The following is a 16,041-nucleotide window of genomic DNA, read 5'->3' as shown; positions in this document are numbered from 1 at the left end:
CGGGCCGCTGAACCTGACGGCCCGCGAAGGCGAGCACCTGCGTCCGATCGGATCGCCGGCCCGGCCGCTCCAGGGCGGTCAGTGGATCCGGCTCCGTCCGGACGCGGAGATCTGTATGGATCCGGCTCCGTCCGGACGCGGAGATCTGTCCGGATGACACCGAGGAGCAGCGACGGACACATGCCGACGAAGGCTGGCCGAGTCGGGGCTGGACCTGCCGGCCGCGGCGATCATCGTGGCCGAGGACCCGCGCAGCGGACACGCCGCCTGCCTCCCCTGACCGCCCGGCGAGCGCGCGGCCACGCTGAAGCGGCTGAAACGGCTGATCGCCTCCCGCCGCTGGGCTCCGCCCCTTCGCGGAAGCGGGGTGCTCACCCGACCAGATGACCCGATCGCGAGCGGCCTGGGCGGCACGCGCCGCCCGGGAGGTTCCCCCAGATCCCGTACGAACCGGCGATGGCGGCCTCAGCCGGCTCGCCGTCCGCGTCGTCGCCCCGGACCCGATCCTGGGCGAGCAGGTGGAGACCCGGCTGCTGGTGGCGGCGTCGGCGAGCGACCGCGCACCGTCCGCGGTGCCTGCACCCGGCCCTGGCGCCGGCCCTCGCCCTGCGCGCCCGCTGACGTACGCTCCCGGGAGGAGGCGGGCGGCTCCGGGAGTGCGGGCTTCAGGTCGTGCTGATCGTCCGATGAAGGCGGCGGGCCTCCTCCAGCAGGCGGCTGCCCCCCTTGCGCGCCGCCACCCCGGACAGGCCGGGGACCTCGCCCCGCGCCCCGGCGAGGGTAGCGGCCGTGACCGCGACGGCCAGGAGGTCCGCCAGACCGGCCAACGGCCGTTCCCCGGCCTGCGGCAGCAGGGCGGGCAGCGCTTCCGCCAGCGTCGCCCACGTTTCGCGGTGTGCCCCGGACAGTGCGAGCTCCTCCAGCGCCGGTGTCACCCGGTTGAGCTTGACGAAGTCCGCGCGGATCAGGCGTCCCAGCGCCCAGCCGACATCGGCTCCGTCGAGCTCACCGCGGGCGGCGAGGATCTTCGCCGCCTTGACGGCCTGCGCCCGCTGGTCGGGCTTCTTGTGCCCCAGCGCCGCCGCGATGGCGCTCGCGGTCGCCCGTCCGACCGGCCCCTCGCCCTGGACCAGGGCGGTCAGCACCTTGACCTGGACGCGACTGCTGGGGACGCTCACGGCCAGGCATTCCAGCACATGGGCGGCGATCACCTCGCGGTGGGACGGCATGATGGCCGGCCACCACGACATGTCGTCGGAATGGCCCGCCCAATACTCCTTCGGCTCCAGGACGCACAGGTCGCGGATCGCCTCCGGCAGGTCCTGCGCCGGGGGAGCCATGCGGGCGTGCATCGCGGGGACGCGGGCGTAGTTCTGGTACGACAGGGTGCGCGTCATGGCCGCCATGCCGTACGTCATGTCCGGGTCGGCCAGGCCGCCGTCGCGCAACCACGCGGCCAGCCGCCGTCCTGCGGCCGAGGTCAGCCGCTCGGCCCGGGCCAGGACCTCAGGCTCGACGGATCGGGGCAGGCGGAGCAGGGCCTGGCAGAAGTCGAGGGGCAGCGGTTCATCGTGGCCCAGGAGCTCCAGGCGGCCGACCAGTGTGCCGGCGTCGATCTGCCCATTGGGGGAGGTCGGGGTGGCCAGCAGCGTCGGCATCGTCCGGCCGGACTCCAGCAGGGCGATGACCTCGCGCAGCCGGTCCCTGACCCACCCATCGAGCAGCGTGCTGTACACAGCATTCTCGGCCAGGTATTCGGTGAGCTGCGCCGAGCACCGGAGGCTGTGCGCGGGTGACACGATCGCGAGCGCGCAGTGGGACAACAAGGAGCAGGGGTTGTTGGCGATGAAGGTGTCGACGTAGGAGTAGCTGGTGTAGCCCCACCGGCCCCACCTCTCCTCCCACCACGGCCTCAGGGCTTCAGCGATGGCGGCGCGGTCGCGGTGGGCGAACTCGACCAGCGCGGCCAGGATCCACTCGATCTCCATGGGCCCGTAGGAGATCCGGCCGGTGGAGAACTTGCCGGCGAGTTCCGCCGCGGAGGCGATCGGCAGGGGCAGCTTGGGGAGCGCGGCCCTCGGCCGCAGGACGCCGGGGGTCGGCGGTACGGGCAGGGCCGGAGCGACCTCGCCGAAGGCGCCGGCGATCTGGGCGAGAAGGTCCGCCGGGAGGGTCGCCGCGGCTTCGCGGATCATGTCCGCCGCGGCCGGGCTCGCGTGGGGCGCCAGCTTCAGCGCCAGGCGTACCGCGCGGTCGCGCTGCGCGGGCGCGTCCTGGCCGAAGACCGGCGCGAGCGCCGCCAGGCAGCCGTCGGCACGCTCGGGCGCCGCCCCGGCGATCCACCGCAGCGCGATAGTGACGTACTTCTTCTCCGCACGGAACGCCAGCGCGCCGACCGCCTCGGCGAACAGGTCTCCGTCGAGCACGGCGGCGTCGTCCACGCGGCGCAGCTCGTCGGCGGCCAGTTGTGCCAGCGGGGACGCGGCGACCGGCAGCACCCGTACCAGGTCCACCAGGGGGATCTCGTCGAGAGTCGGCCGCAGCAGGTTCCACAGCGTGACGAACGGCTCGACGTCGCGGGGCTGCCCGCCGGTCAGGAACCGGGACGTGCAGCCGTCGAGCAGGCTCCGCCGGTCCAGCCGTCCTTCGGCCGCCAGGCCGGCCAGCGCGGCGATGACGGACGACCTGTCCTGACCCGCGTCCCGCCAGTCGTTGGTCAGCGCGACGGCGACGCCTTCGGCCTGGAACAGGCGGGGGACCATGACGTCCAGGAGGGGATGGTCGCGGACCACGTCGATCGGCGCGCCCCTCCCCAGCCTGTGGTGCAGGTCCCAGACCCAGCCCGCGACGAAGGCGTCGTTCTCGGGAGGCTCGATGCCCGTCTCGATCACCAGGTTGGCCGCCAGCTCCCAGCCGGGCTCTCCGCCCGGGTTCCGCCACCCTCGGCGTGTGCCCGGCTGCAGGCCGGCGACCAGCCGGTGGGCCAGGTCCCGGCGCCACTCGTCCGTCCGTCCGCGGATCGCGCGCAGGAGGCGTTCGGCGTCCGCCCGCGGCGCGTGCGGCTCGCGGAGCTCCCCGCGATGGAGCCAGGCCGCGACCTGCGCGGCGCCGGACAGGCAGGCCGCTCCCACCATGCGGAACGCGTGCGCCCGGTCGATGACCTCCCATTCGGACCAGCCGCCGCGCACCCGTTCGGCCAGGTATCCGGGCAATTGCGCGGCGACCGCTTTGCGTTCCGTGTTAGTGAGGCCGGTCACGAAGGCCAGCAGTCCAGTGTCGTCGGTGCCGGTTTCGAGCAGTTCGCGGACTTCGTGCCAGGGGTTCACGCCAATATCTCCGTCATATCGGGAGCGACGCTCGGCAGGTTCGATCCGCACGTCAACACTCGGGATGGGCGCGACCTTATCGATCACCGCCGACATTCTGGCGCCGACCGCGTACGCGGCCCGGCGAGGCGCTGGCCGCTGTTCGACGGCTGCCTCGCCGAGACCGGCCTCACCCCGCTTCCACACCGAAAACGTCGATCCCTGGCCTTCCCATCTCGATCGTCATCTCCCGATGCGGCCGTACGCGCTGGGGGGGCTGATCGACGTGGCTGCCGCGACCGCAGCAGGGTTCGGTCGACACCGCCATCCGGAAAACGTTACGATAATTAACGTTATGAGCTTTAACGAATCCGGGATTCACGGACCGCCCGAAGAGCTGAGCAAGTGGACGGGCTTCCTGCTGAACTGGGTCGCGGCCCACGCCCGCGACGCTTATGAACAGGTCGCGGCGCGTGTCGGGCTGAAACCGCAGCACCTGGGCGTGCTCACCCAGATCCAGCACGGCCCGATGATCCAGGCTCGGCTGAGCGACCGGTTGATGGTGTTCAAGCCCGTCATGGTCACCCTGGTGAACGAGCTGGAGGCGATGGGTCTGGCAGAGCGCCGACCGCACGCCAGTGACCGCCGCGCCCTGGAGGTTCACATCCTTCCCGCCGGCCTGGACAAGGTCAGGGAAGTCGAGCGGCTCAGCGAGCAGGCCTCGGCGGAGTTCTTCAGCCCGCTCACCTCCGACGAGCAGCGGACCCTGCACGACCTGCTCACCAAGCTCGCGAAGGACGGCCCTACCGGCCCATGGCACTCCCCGCGCTGACCGAAGACGCGTACGCCGAAGCCCGCCCCAGAGCCGACCCACGCCATGGGCCCCGCCAGGAGGAACACATGCACGACACGGTGAAGACCCGACGAGGTCTGGTCCGCGGTCGTACCCACGACGGCATCACCTCGTTCAAGGGCATCCCGTACGCCGCCGCGCCCGACGGCGCGCGGCGTTTCCTGCCGCCGCGACCGGCGGAGTCCTGGAACGGAGTGCGGGAGGCCGGCGGTTTCGGCGGGGCGCCACCGCAACGACCGCCGGCGCCGGGGATTCCGGCGGTGTGGCAGCCCGACGACGGCCTGGACTGCCTGACCGTGAACGTCTGGACCCCGGACCCCGGGGCCGCGTACCTGCCCGTGATGGTGTGGATCTACGGCGGCCAGTGGACCCACGGCTCCTCGTCGATGCCGCACTATGACGGCTCGGTTCTGGCCGGATCCGGAGTGGTCGTCGTCACCTTCAACTACCGCACCGGCTTCGAGGGCTTCGGCCACCTGCCCGGCACACCCGACAACCGCGGCCTGCTGGACCAACTCGCCGCACTGGCCTGGGTCCAGGACAACATCACCGCTTTCGGCGGAGATCCCGGCAATGTCACCGTCTTCGGCCAGTCCGCCGGCGGCGCCTCCGCCGCCCTGCTCGCCGCGGCGCCCGCGGCCGCCGGTCTGTTCCGGCGGTGCATCGTGCAGAGTTCTCCCGCCGGCTACCTCGGCGTCTCCGAGGCCCAGCGGGTCACCGAACGGCTCGCGGCGGCCGTCGGCACCACCCCTACCCGGGACGGCCTGGCCGAGTTGCCCGCCCAAGCCTTCCTGGACGTGCCGGACGCCCACCTGACCGGCGGGCGCCCCGGCGGCGCGTTCGCCCCCGTCATCGACGGCGACCTGGTCACCGCACCCCCATGGCAGGCCCTGGCCGACGGACGTGCCCGCCACGTCGACCTGCTCTGCGGCTTCACCCACGACGAATACCGCGGCTTCGCGCCCACGGCCGACCCGGCACGGATCGACCTCGCGACCGCCGCCGGCCGGCTCGGGCTCACCCCCGACGCCGCCCTGGAGTACCGGGACGCCTACCCCGGCAGCACCGTCACCGACCTGTTCACCACGCTGATGTCCGACGCCCTGGTGCGCATGCCGACCACCTTCACCGCCGAAGCACACGCCCGGACCGGCGGTCGCACCTGGTTGTACGACTTCACCTGGGCGGGGCCGATCGGCGCCGCCCACGGCATCGACCTGCCGTTCGTCTTCGGCCTGCCTCACACCCGGTACGCCGCCCGTTTCCTCGGCACCCCGCCCCCTGCCGGCTTCGCCGACCTGTCCCGCCGGATCCGCACCGCGTGGGCTTCCTTCGCCGCCACCGGCGACCCCGGCTGGCCGCCCTTCGACATCCACCTCGGCCCCACCCGCGTCTGGGACACCACTCCCGCCGACACCGCCTATCCCCTACCGGAGTCCCGCCGCATCTGGAGCCGGACACAGCCGTCTCCCACCACGCCAGCCAGTCCCAGTAAGGCTGAGAACACTCCGTGAAGTCGCGGATCAAGACGCGGAGCGTGCCCTCACGGCCGTCACGAGGTTCGATACTGGATCGGTGGGATGGCCCTTGTTCCTCCTCGACGTGGACGGCGTTCTCAACCCCTTCGCCGCGACTCGGTGTCCTGAAGGGTTCGGCGAGTACGTGATGTTCGCCGACGAGGAGCCGGTACGTCTCTGCTCGGCACATGGGCAGTGGATCATCGAACTCGGCCGGCTGTTCGACGTGGCGTGGGCTACGGGATGGAACGAGGAGGCGAACCGTCTCCTCGCGCCCGTGCTGGGGATACCGCCCCTGCCGGTGGTGGCCATGCCTCGATCGCCCTTCCACCCCCGGGAGAAGGTGCCGGCCATCGCCGCATTCACGGCCGGTCGGCCCGCGGTGTGGGTCGACGACGCCCATACTCCTGAGGCCCGCGACTGGGCGAGGCGCCGTCGTGAACCTACGCTGCTGATCACGATCGATCCGGAGATCGGGCTGTGCCGTGACTCCGTCGACGAAGCGTTGGCATGGGTGCGGGAAATTGAACACGCCCCGCGCGCAGCGCCCCTCGCCTGACCGCCCGTCCGCCTCCGCTCCGACCGCCGAGCGATCTTACGATCGGCAGCCGTCTTGGCGAGGGCTCGCCGACGGCGCCATCCCCCGTACTGCACGGCGCCACGGTTTCGGCCCTCGCCGTGGTGTGGACTCCGGCCTGGCCGGGCGTCACCGGAGCCGTCGTCGGCGCCCGCCGTATCGGCCAGGTTGACCGCTGGGCACCGGCGGCCACGTCGGAGTCGGCGTCAGCGGAAGGAGCGGCGGTAGGCGGCCGGGGTGGTGTTCAGGGCGGTGTGGAAGCGGCGGCGCAGGTTGACCGCCGAGGAGAGGCCGACGCGGGCGGCGATGGTCTCGACCGGCAGGTCGGTGTCCTCCAGCATCGCGCGGGTGGCGGCCAGGCGGCGTTCCAGCAGCCAGCGGGCTGGTGGGACGCCGAGCTGGTCGGCGAACTGGCGGGTGAGGGTGCGGCGGGAGACGCCGGAGAAAGCGGCCATGTCCTCGACGGTGATGGGGTCGGCCAGGTTGGCGAGCAGCCATTCCAGCAATCCGGCCAGGGAGTCCGGCATGGGGCCGGTCGTCGGGAGAGGAGGGTACTGGCGCTGGCAGCCCTCGCGGTGCGGTCCGGCGGCGAGCTGGCGGCCGATGCGCATGGCGTGGGAGGCGCCGTGCTCCTGGAGGACCTGGTGGAGACAGAGGTCGAGGGTGGCGGCCGAGGCTCCGGCGGTGGCGACGTCGCCGTGGTCCACGTAGATGACGGTGTCGTCGTGGACGATGCGGGGGTGGCGCGCGGCCAGGTCGGCGGTGAGTTCCCAGTGGACCGAGGCGCGCCGGCCGTCGAGCAGGCCGAGGGCGGCGGGGATGTAGATCCCGGCGCAGACGGCGACGATCCGGCCGCCTCTGGCGTGGACGCCGGCGACGGCGTCGAGGACGGCGGGCGTGGGGGCGACCGTCCAGCCGGCGATGACAACGGTGTCAGCGGTGTCGAGGGCGTCGAGGCCGTGTTCGACGTGGATGGGCGCGCCGAGGGTGGTGGTGAGCCGGCCGGGGTGTTCGGCGCAGAGGCGGAAGCTGTAGTGCTGGGGGATCTCGTGCCCCTGGTAGCCGAAGACCGCCGACGCAGAGGTGACCGGGTAGAGCTCCTGGTTCGCACCGACCAGGGCGACCACGCGGTGCGCGTCGGGCGGCGCGGGAGGCGCTGGGGGGCATTCCGGGAGCGTGGCCGGAGGTGGCGCTGAGAGCATGGCGCAAATGTACCTAATGATGTCATCTGGGACACCGGTGCTCTGATCTGGAAATATCCAGAATTGCTGCCCATGTGGACGAGGAACTTCACCCTCTACTTCGGTGCCCGGACGATCTCGCTGCTCGGCGACGCCATGATGCCCGTCGCCGCCGCACTCGCGATCGGCCAGGTATACGGCATCGCGGGAGTCGGGTATGTGCTGGCCGTCTGGACCGCTTCCGCTGTTCTCTTCATCCTGTTCGGCGGGGTCTTCGCCGACCGTTTCGGCGCCCGGACCATGATGATCGGCGCGGACGTGGTGCGGATCTTCACTCAGTGCGCGGTGGCGTTCGCCTTCCTCGATGGCGCTCCGCCGTACGCCCTGTTGCTGGTGACGGCGTTCTTTTCCGGCACGGCGGCCGGGATGTTCGAGCCCGGGGTGAACGGGATGGTGCCGCTCGTCGCCCGGGATGCGCAGCGGGCCAACGCCACCCTGAAGATCGCCGAAGCGATCACCCAGCTGGCCGGGCCGGCGCTGGCCGGGATCCTGGTGCTGGCGGCCGGTCCGGTCTTCGTCTACGCGTTGGACGCGGGAACGTTCCTGGTCAGCGCGGTGTGCCTGCTGCTGGTCCGCGTCGCCGTCCCCAAGCCGGAGCCCGCGAACGTGCTGAGCGATCTGCGCCGAGGGTGGCACGAGTTCAAGGCCAGGAGCTGGATGTGGTCGGTCATCCTGGTCTGGGTGTTCTGGGGCGTTCTGGTGGTCGGGCCGTATGTGCCGCTGTCGTCGCAGGTCATCGGGGTCGACTACGGCTGGGTGATGGCGGCGCTCGGCCTGGGGACGGTGGTCGGCGGGCTGGTCGCGATCCGGCTCCGGCCGCGCCGGCCGCTGGCGGCGGGAGCGGTGGCACTGTCCGGATATGTGGCGGTGCCGCTGACGGTCGCCCTCGGGTCGCCGCTGCCGGTGCTGATGGCCGGGCACGTGCTCGGGGGGTGCGCGTGGGCGTTCTGGTCGGTGATGTGGTCGACCAGCGTGCAGACGCAGGTCGCACCGGACGTCCTCAACCGGGTCTCGGCCTACCAGGTGGCCGGGTCGGTCGCGGGCATGGCGGTCGGCCAGGCGCTGGCGGGACCGGCCGCCCTGCTGGTCGAGCCGCGGGCCTTCCTGCTGGGCTCGGCGATGGTGGCCGTCGGCGTGGTGGCCGCGCTGCTGCTGATCAGACCCGTACGGGAACTGGGCCGCGAGCAGGCCGGAGACCGGCCGATCTCGGTCTCGGTCGGCATGTCGACGTAGTGGTCATGGTCTGCAGGGCGACCGGCGCGGCGCTCTCCCGCCGCTGCTGGTCGTCCGTCCATCGTGTGAGCGGGCCAGCCGCCCGGCCGCCCCGAGTTCGACGACGCGCCGCTCGATGCGGATCACACGCTATGACGACGCGTTCCCACGCGGACGCCGAACCGCGCCGATCGCGATCGTGACGGCGACCAACAGCACGCAGACGGCGGCGATCGCCGCGACCACGGCGGCCACGCCGGCCCAGGGGGTCGCGAGCGGCAGCGACACGATGGCGATGACGCAGGCCAGGACCGCGACGGGATGGGTGACCGGCTCTGCGAGGACGAGCGCGTTCACCGCCCACAACAGGGTGAGGAACACAGCGACCGGGACGGCGACCGCGTAGCCGAGTGCCAACGACGACGCGTGTACCTCGTGCCCGCTCTGCTCCACCGCCACTTCGAGCCCGGCGCCCAAGGCCGCCAGGGCCGCGAAGATGCCGTAGTGGCCGTATCCCCACAGGAACGACCGATGACGGCGGTCACTGAGACCTTCCCCGGCCTCCACGAGGAAGTAGACCCACCAAAGAGCGAACAGCAGGACGAGGCCGGAGACGGCGATGACGACGAAGGGGCCGCTGATCCGGCCCGTTTCGAGCGCTCCCGCGACTCCCCTGCTCGCGGCCAGGACACTCTCACCGAGCAGAATGATCGTGAACAGGCCGAAGCGTTCGGCGATGTGGTGCGGGTGCCAGTTCGTCCGCCTGACCCGTTCCGCCCACCGTGGCACCGCCAGTTCCAAGGCGACCAGGCAGACGAAGGACGGCAGCCCGAAGGACGTGTGCAGGACGCCCGTCTCCTGCAGGACGAGGCGAAGCACCCATCCCACCTGGACGAGGCTGATGCCCGAGGCGTACCGCAGCGCGGTGCGGCGGCTCGCCGGGTCTTCCAGACCGGCCCGCACCCATTGGGCCACCAGCGCCATCCTCATGATGAGGTAGCCCAGCGTGACGACACCGTAGTCGGACTGACGGGCCGCGGCGGGCACACCGGCGGCCAGGACCAGCACCCCGGCCATCTGCACCATGGTCAGCAGCCGGTACGCGACGTCGTCGGTGTCGTAGGACGAGGCGAACCACGTGAAGTTCATCCACGCCCACCAGATCGCGAAGAACACCTGGAGGAAGGGGACCGATCCGGTGAGGCCGTGACCGTCGGCGATGGCGTGCGCGAACTGGGCGGTGGCGCTGGCGACCGCGACCACGAAAGTGAGGTCGAACAGGAGCTCGAGCTGGCTGGAGACACGGTGCGGCTCGTCGGTGGGGCGAGCCCTCATCCGGACTCGGATCCGGATCGTGGTGCCGGTCGGTGGCAAGGTTTCGCTCCTGTCGCTCCGGGAGTCCGGTCCGCGTGAAAAACAGGACAGCAATCTATGACAGTGCGGCACCAACACCGCGTGTTGTGCTGTCACAGGCCCGGGGACTCGCACCAACGGATCACGGCGACAGGGCGCTCCGTGAAGGTCTCGCCGCCGCGCCCGCCGAAGCCGCGCAGCTCACCCAAAAATCTCAACAAAGCGTCCGATTGCGCAGCTATGGCCGGAAAACCGGAAAGGCAGCCCGGTGATCCAGGCATTCGCCCTTGCCCATGCTTGCCGTGCCGTCGCCCGAGCCGATGAAAGACTGATGCGAAGCGCGCTGGTCACACGGCGGGGGTGCCCATGTCGGACGGAAACGACGTTTTCGATGTGATCGTGATAGGTGCGGGACCTGTCGGGGAGAACGTCGCGAAGCGTGCCGTACGGGGCGGCCTGACGGCCGCGGTCGTGGAGGAGCGTCTGGCCGGTGGGGAGTGCGCCTACTACGCGTGCATCCCGAGCAAGGCGCTGCTGCGTCCGATGGGGCTCGCGGCCGAGGTGAGCCGGGTCCCGGGGCTGGAGCTGCGCGGCCCGATCGACGCCGCCGCGGTGCTGGCCCGCCGCGACGAGACCGTGTCCCACCTCGACGACGGCGGCCAGGTGAGCTGGATCGAGAACGTCCCGGCGGCGTTCGTCCGGGGCCGGGGACGCCTGGCCGGGCCACTGCGGGTCGAGGTGACGACACCGGACGGCGGCGTACGGCCGCTGCGGGCGCGGCACGCGGTCGCCATCGCGACCGGCAGCGATCCATGGATCCCCGACACGCCCGGACTGCGGGAGGCGCGTCCGTGGACGAACCGGGAGGCGACCGCCGTCCAGCGGGTGCCCAAGCGTCTGGCCGTGATCGGCGGCGGAGCCGTCGCCTGCGAGATGTCCCAGGCGCTGCACTCCCTCGGTGCCCACGAGACGACCATGTTCGTACGCGGCGACCGCCTGCTCGCCCGGAACGAGCCGTTCGCCGGCGAGCTGCTGGCGAAGTCGTTCCAGGACTCGGGGATCGACGTGCGCTTCGGCCGCTCGTGCGTCCGGGTCGAGCGGCCCGTCCCCGGCGGCCCGGTGACCGTCCACACCGACGACGGCGCGGTGATCGAGGCGGACGAGATCCTCGTCGGCACCGGGCGGCGGGCGGCCGTCGGTGACATCGGCCTGGACACGATCGGCCTGCCTGCGGTCGGCCCGATCGAGGTGGACGCGAGCATGCGGGCGACGGGCGTCTCCGACGGCTGGCTCTACGCCGTGGGCGACGTCAACGGCCGCAACCTGCTCACCCATATGGGCAAATACCAGGCCCACATATGCGGCGACGTGATCGCCGCCCGCGCCCAGGGGCGGCCCGACAACCAGCGGGCGCTGCGTGACATCGCCGACGACCGGGGCGCCCCCCAGGTCATCTTCACCGACCCGCAGGTCTGCGCGGTCGGCCGCACGGAGGCGCGGGCCCGCGCCGACGGCTTCGCCGTACGCGCCGTGGAGTCCGACATCGGCGCGGTGTCCGGCGCGTACCTGCAGGCGGAGGGCTACACCGGGCGGGCGAAGCTGGTCGTCGACGAGGACCGTCGCGTGCTCCTCGGCGTCACGTTCGTCGGTCCGACGGTGGTCGACCTCCTCCACTCGGCCACCGTCGCGGTGATCGGCGAGGTCACCCTCGACCGGCTGTGGCACGCCGTCCCGTCGTTCCCGACCGTGAGCGAGATCTGGCTCCATCTGCTGGAGGAGTACGGCCTGTGAGCGGCGGGGTCCGCGGTGGAAAGGCGAACGCGGTCCCGACCGCGGGACCGCGTTCGCGTCGGCCGGTCGCATCGGCCGGCCCCGGATGTCAGGAGTCGAAGCCGACGCCGAGCCGGTCCAGGGTGCGCAGCCACAGGTTGCGCCTGCCGGTGTCGTCGGCGGCGGCCATCGAGCGGCGGGTCAGCTCCACGCCGGTGTAGCGCAGTGGCTCCGGCGGGAACGGGATCGGCCGGGAACGGACCATCTCCAGCTCCGTCCGCTCCGTCGGCGTGCCGGAGAGCAGGTCGAGCATCACATTGGCGCCGAACCGGGTCGACGCGACGCCGAGGCCGGTGAAGCCCAGCGCGTAGGCGACCCGGCCCGCCTTCGCCGTCCCGTAGAACGCGGTGAAGCGGGTGCAGGTGTCGATCGCGCCGCCCCAGCGGTGACTGAAGGGCACCCCCTCCAGTTGCGGGAACGTCCGGTGGAAGTGCTCGGCCAGCTTCAGGAACGTCTCGGGCCGCTGGTCCAGCTCCGGTCGAAGCCCGCTGCCGTAGTGGTAGACCGCGTCGTAGCCGCCCCACAGGATCCGGTCGTCCGGAGTGCGCCGGTAGTAGTGGAACTGGTTGCCGCAGTCGCTGACGCCCTCGCCTCCGTCCCAGCCGATCGACGCGAGTTGCCCGGACGACAGGGGCTCGGTGGCCAGCACGTAGTCGTACACAGGGACGGTGAACAGGCGTAGCCGCCGCAGGAGTGAAGGGAACACGTTCGTGGCCAGCGCCACACGGTCGGCCCCGACCCGTCCGTACGGTGTGGCCAGCACGATCCCCTTCGGCGTGGCGGTCAGATCCGTCACCCGGGTGCCTTCGAAGACGCGCACGCCGAGCCGTTCGCACACGGCGCGCAGTCCGTACGCGAGTGCGGCCGGGTCGACCAGCGCGTACCCCTCGGTGTCCAGTGCGCCGGACAGGTAGGTGGGAGAGCCGACCCTGGCACGCGCCTGGTCACCGGAGAGCGGCGTGATCTTCCGGCCGTGCCTGGCGGCCAGTTCGCACATGTGCTCCAGCGCGCGGGACTCGTGCGGGCGGGTGGCCGCCCACATCTTGCCCTTGCGCTGGAAGGAGCAGTCGATGCCGTAGCGGGCGATCGTCTGCTCCAGCTCGTCCAGGTTGGCCAGGCCGAGCCGTTCCAGCGTGGCGATCTCGTTCGGCCAGCGGTCGGCTCCGTTGGCCAGGCCGTGGGTGAGGCTGGAGGAGACGAAGCCGCCGTTGCGGCCGGACGCGGCCCAGCCGACGGTTTTCGCCTCGATCAGCACCACGTCGCGGCCGGGGTCGCGTTCCTTGGCCAGCAGCGCCGTCCACAGCCCGGAGAAGCCGCCCCCGACGACCGCCAGGTCGCAGGTGGTGTCCCCGGCCAGGGCGGGCGAGCTCTCGGGTGCCCGCCCGGTCGTGGCGGCGAGATCGAGCCAGAGCGGCCGGGGCGCCGCCGCCGCGACCGCGCGGGCGATCGAATCCCTCATGGTCAGCCGACCACGCGCAGCGAGTGGTCGAGCCTGGACAGGCTGACCGACCCGTCCGGTGTGCACAGCGCGGTGTCGCCCATCTTGATCCCGAACCCCTCGTCGGCCAGGCTGAGGTTCGGCTCGATCGTGAACGACATGTTGGGGCCGAGCACGTGCGGGTCTCCCTTGACCAGGGTCATCGGCTCCAGCCAGCCGGGCGGGAAGGCGACGCCGAGGCTGTAGCCGACCCGGTGGCACCGGTTGGGCAGCAGGCCGAGCTCGTTCAGCACGGCGTTGCACGCCTCCTCGGGCGCGGCCGCGGGGGCGCCCGGCTTCGCCGCGGCGATGGCGGCCTCGGTGGCGCGTCCCGCGCAGTCGGCGACCTCGCGGACACGGGCCGACGGCTCGCCGATCACCACGGTACGCATCAGCACCGCGTGATAGCGGTGCACCACCCCGGCGATCTCGACGCAGACCACGTCGCCGCGCGACAACGTGCGGCGGGAGGCCAGGGCGTGCACCAGCGCGCTGCGCTCGCCGGACACGACCATCGGCGGGATCGCGGCGAACTCGCTGCCCGCCTCGCCGAGCGCCTTGGCCGCGATCCCCGCCACCTCGGTCTCGGCCATACCGGGCCGGATCGCCTCGAACACCCGCTCCATCGCGTAGTCGGCCATCTCCGCCGCCTGCCGCTGGTAGGCGATCTCGGCCGCCGACTTCACCAGGCGCTCCTCGGGCACCAGGTTGGAGGCGTCCACCCAGGTGACCCCGGGCAGCGCCGCGCGCAGCCGGTCCCAGTTGCCCGGCAGCAGCGTGAAGGCGTCCAGCTCGACGCCGACCCGGGCCTGGTCGAGGCCGCGTGCTCTGATCACCTCGGCGATCACCTCGACCGAGTCCTCCACCGCGATGTCGTACACCCGGGGACTGGTCAGCCAGGAGCAGAAGGCGACGCCCGGCGCCTCGGTCGTGCGGGTGACGTAGGTGGGCTCGCCCGCCGAGCCGTCGACGATGAGCGCCTGCGGCCAGAGGTAGCCGACCGAGTTGACGCCGGTCAGCCAGTGCACGACGTCGGGCATGGACAACATCAGGCCGTCGAGTCCCTGCTCGGTCATCCGGGCGCGCACCCGGGACATCCGCTCGTGGTAGGTCGAGATGGGGAAGGGGAGCTCCATGGTGTCCTTTCGGGGATCAGAGGTTCCAGTAGGGGGCGAGCGCGGCGGTCACGGCATCGAGCGCGGTGTCGCCCCGGGTCACGTCGTCGGGGACGTAGGCGATCGGGTCGGGCAGGCTCTGCTCGCGCCCGAGCAGGCCCTCGATCGTCGAGTGCAGGCAGTACGCGGCGTAGCTGCGCGCGTAGCCGCCCTCCTGGGTGCAGACGAGCCGGCCGCCGGTCATCTCCCTGGCCAGCTCACCGAGCAGCGTGCCGATGCGGTGGAATCCGGCCATCGTCACGTTGTGCAGCCCGTTGGCGTCGAACGTCGCCGCGTCCTGGCCGGACGCGGCGATGATCAGCTCCGGCCGGTACCGCCGGAGCACCGGCGCCACGATCCGCTCGATCGCGTCGGCGTACGCGCGGTCGCCGGCGCCGACCGGCAGTTCGATGTTGACGTTGAAGCCGGCGCCGTCGCCGATGCCCAGCTCGTCCGGTGCCCCGGTCTGCGGGTGGGACGGTCCCCACGCGCCGTGCGCCATGTGGATGGAGAACGTCAGCACGTCGGCGCGTGAGTAGAAGCACTCCTGGGTGCCGTTGCCGTGGTGCACGTCCCAGTCGACGATCGCCACCCGGCGAAGTCCGGCGTCGCGGGCGCGCTGCGCGGCCAGGGCTGCGTGGGAGAAGACGCAGTAGCCGTCGGCCCGGTCCGGCTGGGCGTGGTGCCCGGGCGGCCGGACCAGCGCGTACGCGATGTCGCACTCTCCGGCGAGCACCGCGTCGGTGGCGGCCAGGCAGGTCCCGGCCGCCGCCAGGGTCGGCTCCCAGGAACCCGCGGAGAGCAGGGTGGTGGAGGTGAGATGGCCGCCGCCCGCCGCGCACACCTCCTTGATCGCGGCGATGTAGTCCGCGTCGTGGACGGTGCGCAGTTCCTCCTCGGTCGCGAGGCGCCCGGGCCGCCAGGTGAGGAGCGGGGCGACCGGGCCCCGCTCCAGCACGGCCTTCATGTTCCGGATCCGCGGCGCGCTCTCCGGGTGGAGTTCCTGCTCGGCGAGCAGGCCGGACGGCGCGGCCTCCCAGAACCCCGACCCGGTGTCGTGGTCGAGGACGCGCGCGTCCCAGAACACATGCACGTCAGCCATGATCACTCCGGCGAGGGGGTCATCGAGTAGACGAAGAACGCCGGTTCGGTGCCGACGTTCTCCAGGTGGTACGTCCAGCCCGGGGCGAGGTAGACGCAGTCGTTCGGATTCAGCTCCAGCACCCCCTCGTCCCAGGTCAGGCGCAGGTGCCCGGTGATGATGAAGTACGTTTCGTCGACCGCGCCGTACCAGTGGTCGCCTTCGGCCATGTCGTTCGCGGCACGGGAGGACCAGGTGTTGGTCTGTTCGCCCGGGTCCATCCAGGAGGCGCCGAGCAGCAGGTTGGAGCCGCAGCGTTCTCTGGTGATCACACGAGAGATGCGGACCTTGGTGACCGCCTCCGCGGCGGGGGTGACCGGGATGTCCGCGAGCGGGATCACTCGCGGCACGGGCCGTACGTCAGGCGACATGTCAGCGGAC

12 protein-coding genes are annotated in these 16,041 nt (G+C 71.8%); 5 read left to right on the top strand and 7 right to left on the bottom strand.

What is annotated here, in order from left to right:
* Nucleotides 1–665: 665 nt before the first annotated feature.
* Nucleotides 666–3,326, bottom strand: a complete 2,661-nt coding sequence (locus AWQ70_RS17815) for a DUF7825 domain-containing protein (RefSeq protein WP_067177356.1) — start codon at nucleotides 3,324–3,326, stop codon at nucleotides 666–668.
* A gap of 334 nt (nucleotides 3,327–3,660) precedes the next feature.
* Between AWQ70_RS17815 and AWQ70_RS17810 the strand changes: the two genes are divergently transcribed.
* The 3 genes from AWQ70_RS17810 to AWQ70_RS17800 all read left to right on the top strand — a co-directional run bounded on the left by AWQ70_RS17810 (nucleotide 3,661) and on the right by AWQ70_RS17800 (nucleotide 6,234).
* Nucleotides 3,661–4,137 carry a MarR family winged helix-turn-helix transcriptional regulator gene (locus AWQ70_RS17810; RefSeq protein WP_218004564.1) on the top strand — a complete coding sequence of 159 codons (477 nt, stop codon included), beginning with the start codon at nucleotides 3,661–3,663 and terminating at the stop codon, nucleotides 4,135–4,137.
* Nucleotides 4,138–4,205: 68 nt separating this feature from the next.
* Complete coding sequence (locus AWQ70_RS17805) at nucleotides 4,206–5,672, top strand: carboxylesterase/lipase family protein (protein WP_067177355.1); 1,467 nt, start codon at nucleotides 4,206–4,208, stop codon at nucleotides 5,670–5,672.
* Between the two features lie 73 nt (nucleotides 5,673–5,745).
* Nucleotides 5,746–6,234, top strand: a complete 489-nt coding sequence (locus AWQ70_RS17800; protein ID WP_218004563.1) for an HAD domain-containing protein — start codon at nucleotides 5,746–5,748, stop codon at nucleotides 6,232–6,234.
* A gap of 224 nt (nucleotides 6,235–6,458) precedes the next feature.
* On the opposite strand, the gene AWQ70_RS17795 is transcribed toward AWQ70_RS17800, so the two are convergent.
* Nucleotides 6,459–7,454 carry a GlxA family transcriptional regulator gene (locus tag AWQ70_RS17795; RefSeq protein ID WP_084517274.1) on the bottom strand — a complete coding sequence of 332 codons (996 nt, stop codon included), beginning with the start codon at nucleotides 7,452–7,454 and terminating at the stop codon, nucleotides 6,459–6,461.
* 72 nt (nucleotides 7,455–7,526) lie between these two features.
* Between AWQ70_RS17795 and AWQ70_RS17790 the strand changes: the two genes are divergently transcribed.
* Nucleotides 7,527–8,726: an MFS transporter gene (locus AWQ70_RS17790; protein WP_067177350.1), complete on the top strand. Its 1,200-nt coding sequence runs from the start codon at nucleotides 7,527–7,529 to the stop codon at nucleotides 8,724–8,726.
* Nucleotides 8,727–8,855: 129 nt separating this feature from the next.
* Here AWQ70_RS17790 and AWQ70_RS17785 read toward each other — a convergent pair whose 3' ends face one another.
* Nucleotides 8,856–10,040 (bottom strand): low temperature requirement protein A, encoded by a 1,185-nt coding sequence (locus tag AWQ70_RS17785; RefSeq protein WP_067177348.1) that lies wholly within the window; start codon nucleotides 10,038–10,040, stop codon nucleotides 8,856–8,858.
* Between the two features lie 411 nt (nucleotides 10,041–10,451).
* On the opposite strand from AWQ70_RS17785, the gene AWQ70_RS17780 reads away from it, so the two are divergent.
* Entirely contained in the window at nucleotides 10,452–11,849 is a 1,398-nt protein-coding gene (locus AWQ70_RS17780; RefSeq protein WP_245647015.1) for a dihydrolipoyl dehydrogenase family protein, read from the top strand.
* A gap of 88 nt (nucleotides 11,850–11,937) precedes the next feature.
* On the opposite strand, the gene AWQ70_RS17775 is transcribed toward AWQ70_RS17780, so the two are convergent.
* The 4 genes from AWQ70_RS17775 to AWQ70_RS17760 are packed head-to-tail and all read right to left on the bottom strand — an operon-like array spanning nucleotide 11,938 to nucleotide 16,010.
* Nucleotides 11,938–13,347: an NAD(P)/FAD-dependent oxidoreductase gene (locus tag AWQ70_RS17775; protein WP_067177344.1), complete on the bottom strand. Its 1,410-nt coding sequence runs from the start codon at nucleotides 13,345–13,347 to the stop codon at nucleotides 11,938–11,940.
* A gap of 2 nt (nucleotides 13,348–13,349) precedes the next feature.
* Entirely contained in the window at nucleotides 13,350–14,501 is a 1,152-nt protein-coding gene (locus tag AWQ70_RS17770; RefSeq protein ID WP_067177342.1) for a M24 family metallopeptidase, read from the bottom strand.
* Nucleotides 14,502–14,517: 16 nt separating this feature from the next.
* Nucleotides 14,518–15,621 carry a class II histone deacetylase gene (locus AWQ70_RS17765; protein ID WP_067177548.1) on the bottom strand — a complete coding sequence of 368 codons (1,104 nt, stop codon included), beginning with the start codon at nucleotides 15,619–15,621 and terminating at the stop codon, nucleotides 14,518–14,520.
* 2 nt (nucleotides 15,622–15,623) lie between these two features.
* The gene (locus tag AWQ70_RS17760; protein ID WP_157530130.1) at nucleotides 15,624–16,010 is read right to left on the bottom strand and encodes a cupin domain-containing protein; all 387 of its coding nucleotides are present in this window, start codon (nucleotides 16,008–16,010) and stop codon (nucleotides 15,624–15,626) included.
* Between the last annotated feature and the right edge of the window lie 31 nt (nucleotides 16,011–16,041).

It is taken from the genome of Microtetraspora niveoalba, assembly GCF_001570405.1.
Lineage (GTDB): Bacteria > Actinomycetota > Actinomycetes > Streptosporangiales > Streptosporangiaceae > Microtetraspora > Microtetraspora niveoalba.
Note: the sequence above shows the minus strand (reverse complement) of the source record. Positions and strands in the feature narration are given on the sequence as shown.

Coding starts and splice junctions, on each gene's coding strand:
- AWQ70_RS17810 (WP_218004564.1), top strand. CDS start 3,661: ATGAGCTTTAACGAATCCGGGATTCACGGACCGCCCGAAGAGCTGAGC.
- AWQ70_RS17805 (WP_067177355.1), top strand. CDS start 4,206: ATGCACGACACGGTGAAGACCCGACGAGGTCTGGTCCGCGGTCGTACC.
- AWQ70_RS17795 (WP_084517274.1), bottom strand. CDS start 7,454: ATGCTCTCAGCGCCACCTCCGGCCACGCTCCCGGAATGCCCCCCAGCG.
- AWQ70_RS17790 (WP_067177350.1), top strand. CDS start 7,527: ATGTGGACGAGGAACTTCACCCTCTACTTCGGTGCCCGGACGATCTCG.
- AWQ70_RS17785 (WP_067177348.1), bottom strand. CDS start 10,040: ATGAGGGCTCGCCCCACCGACGAGCCGCACCGTGTCTCCAGCCAGCTC.
- AWQ70_RS17775 (WP_067177344.1), bottom strand. CDS start 13,347: ATGAGGGATTCGATCGCCCGCGCGGTCGCGGCGGCGGCGCCCCGGCCG.
- AWQ70_RS17770 (WP_067177342.1), bottom strand. CDS start 14,501: ATGGAGCTCCCCTTCCCCATCTCGACCTACCACGAGCGGATGTCCCGG.
- AWQ70_RS17765 (WP_067177548.1), bottom strand. CDS start 15,621: ATGGCTGACGTGCATGTGTTCTGGGACGCGCGCGTCCTCGACCACGAC.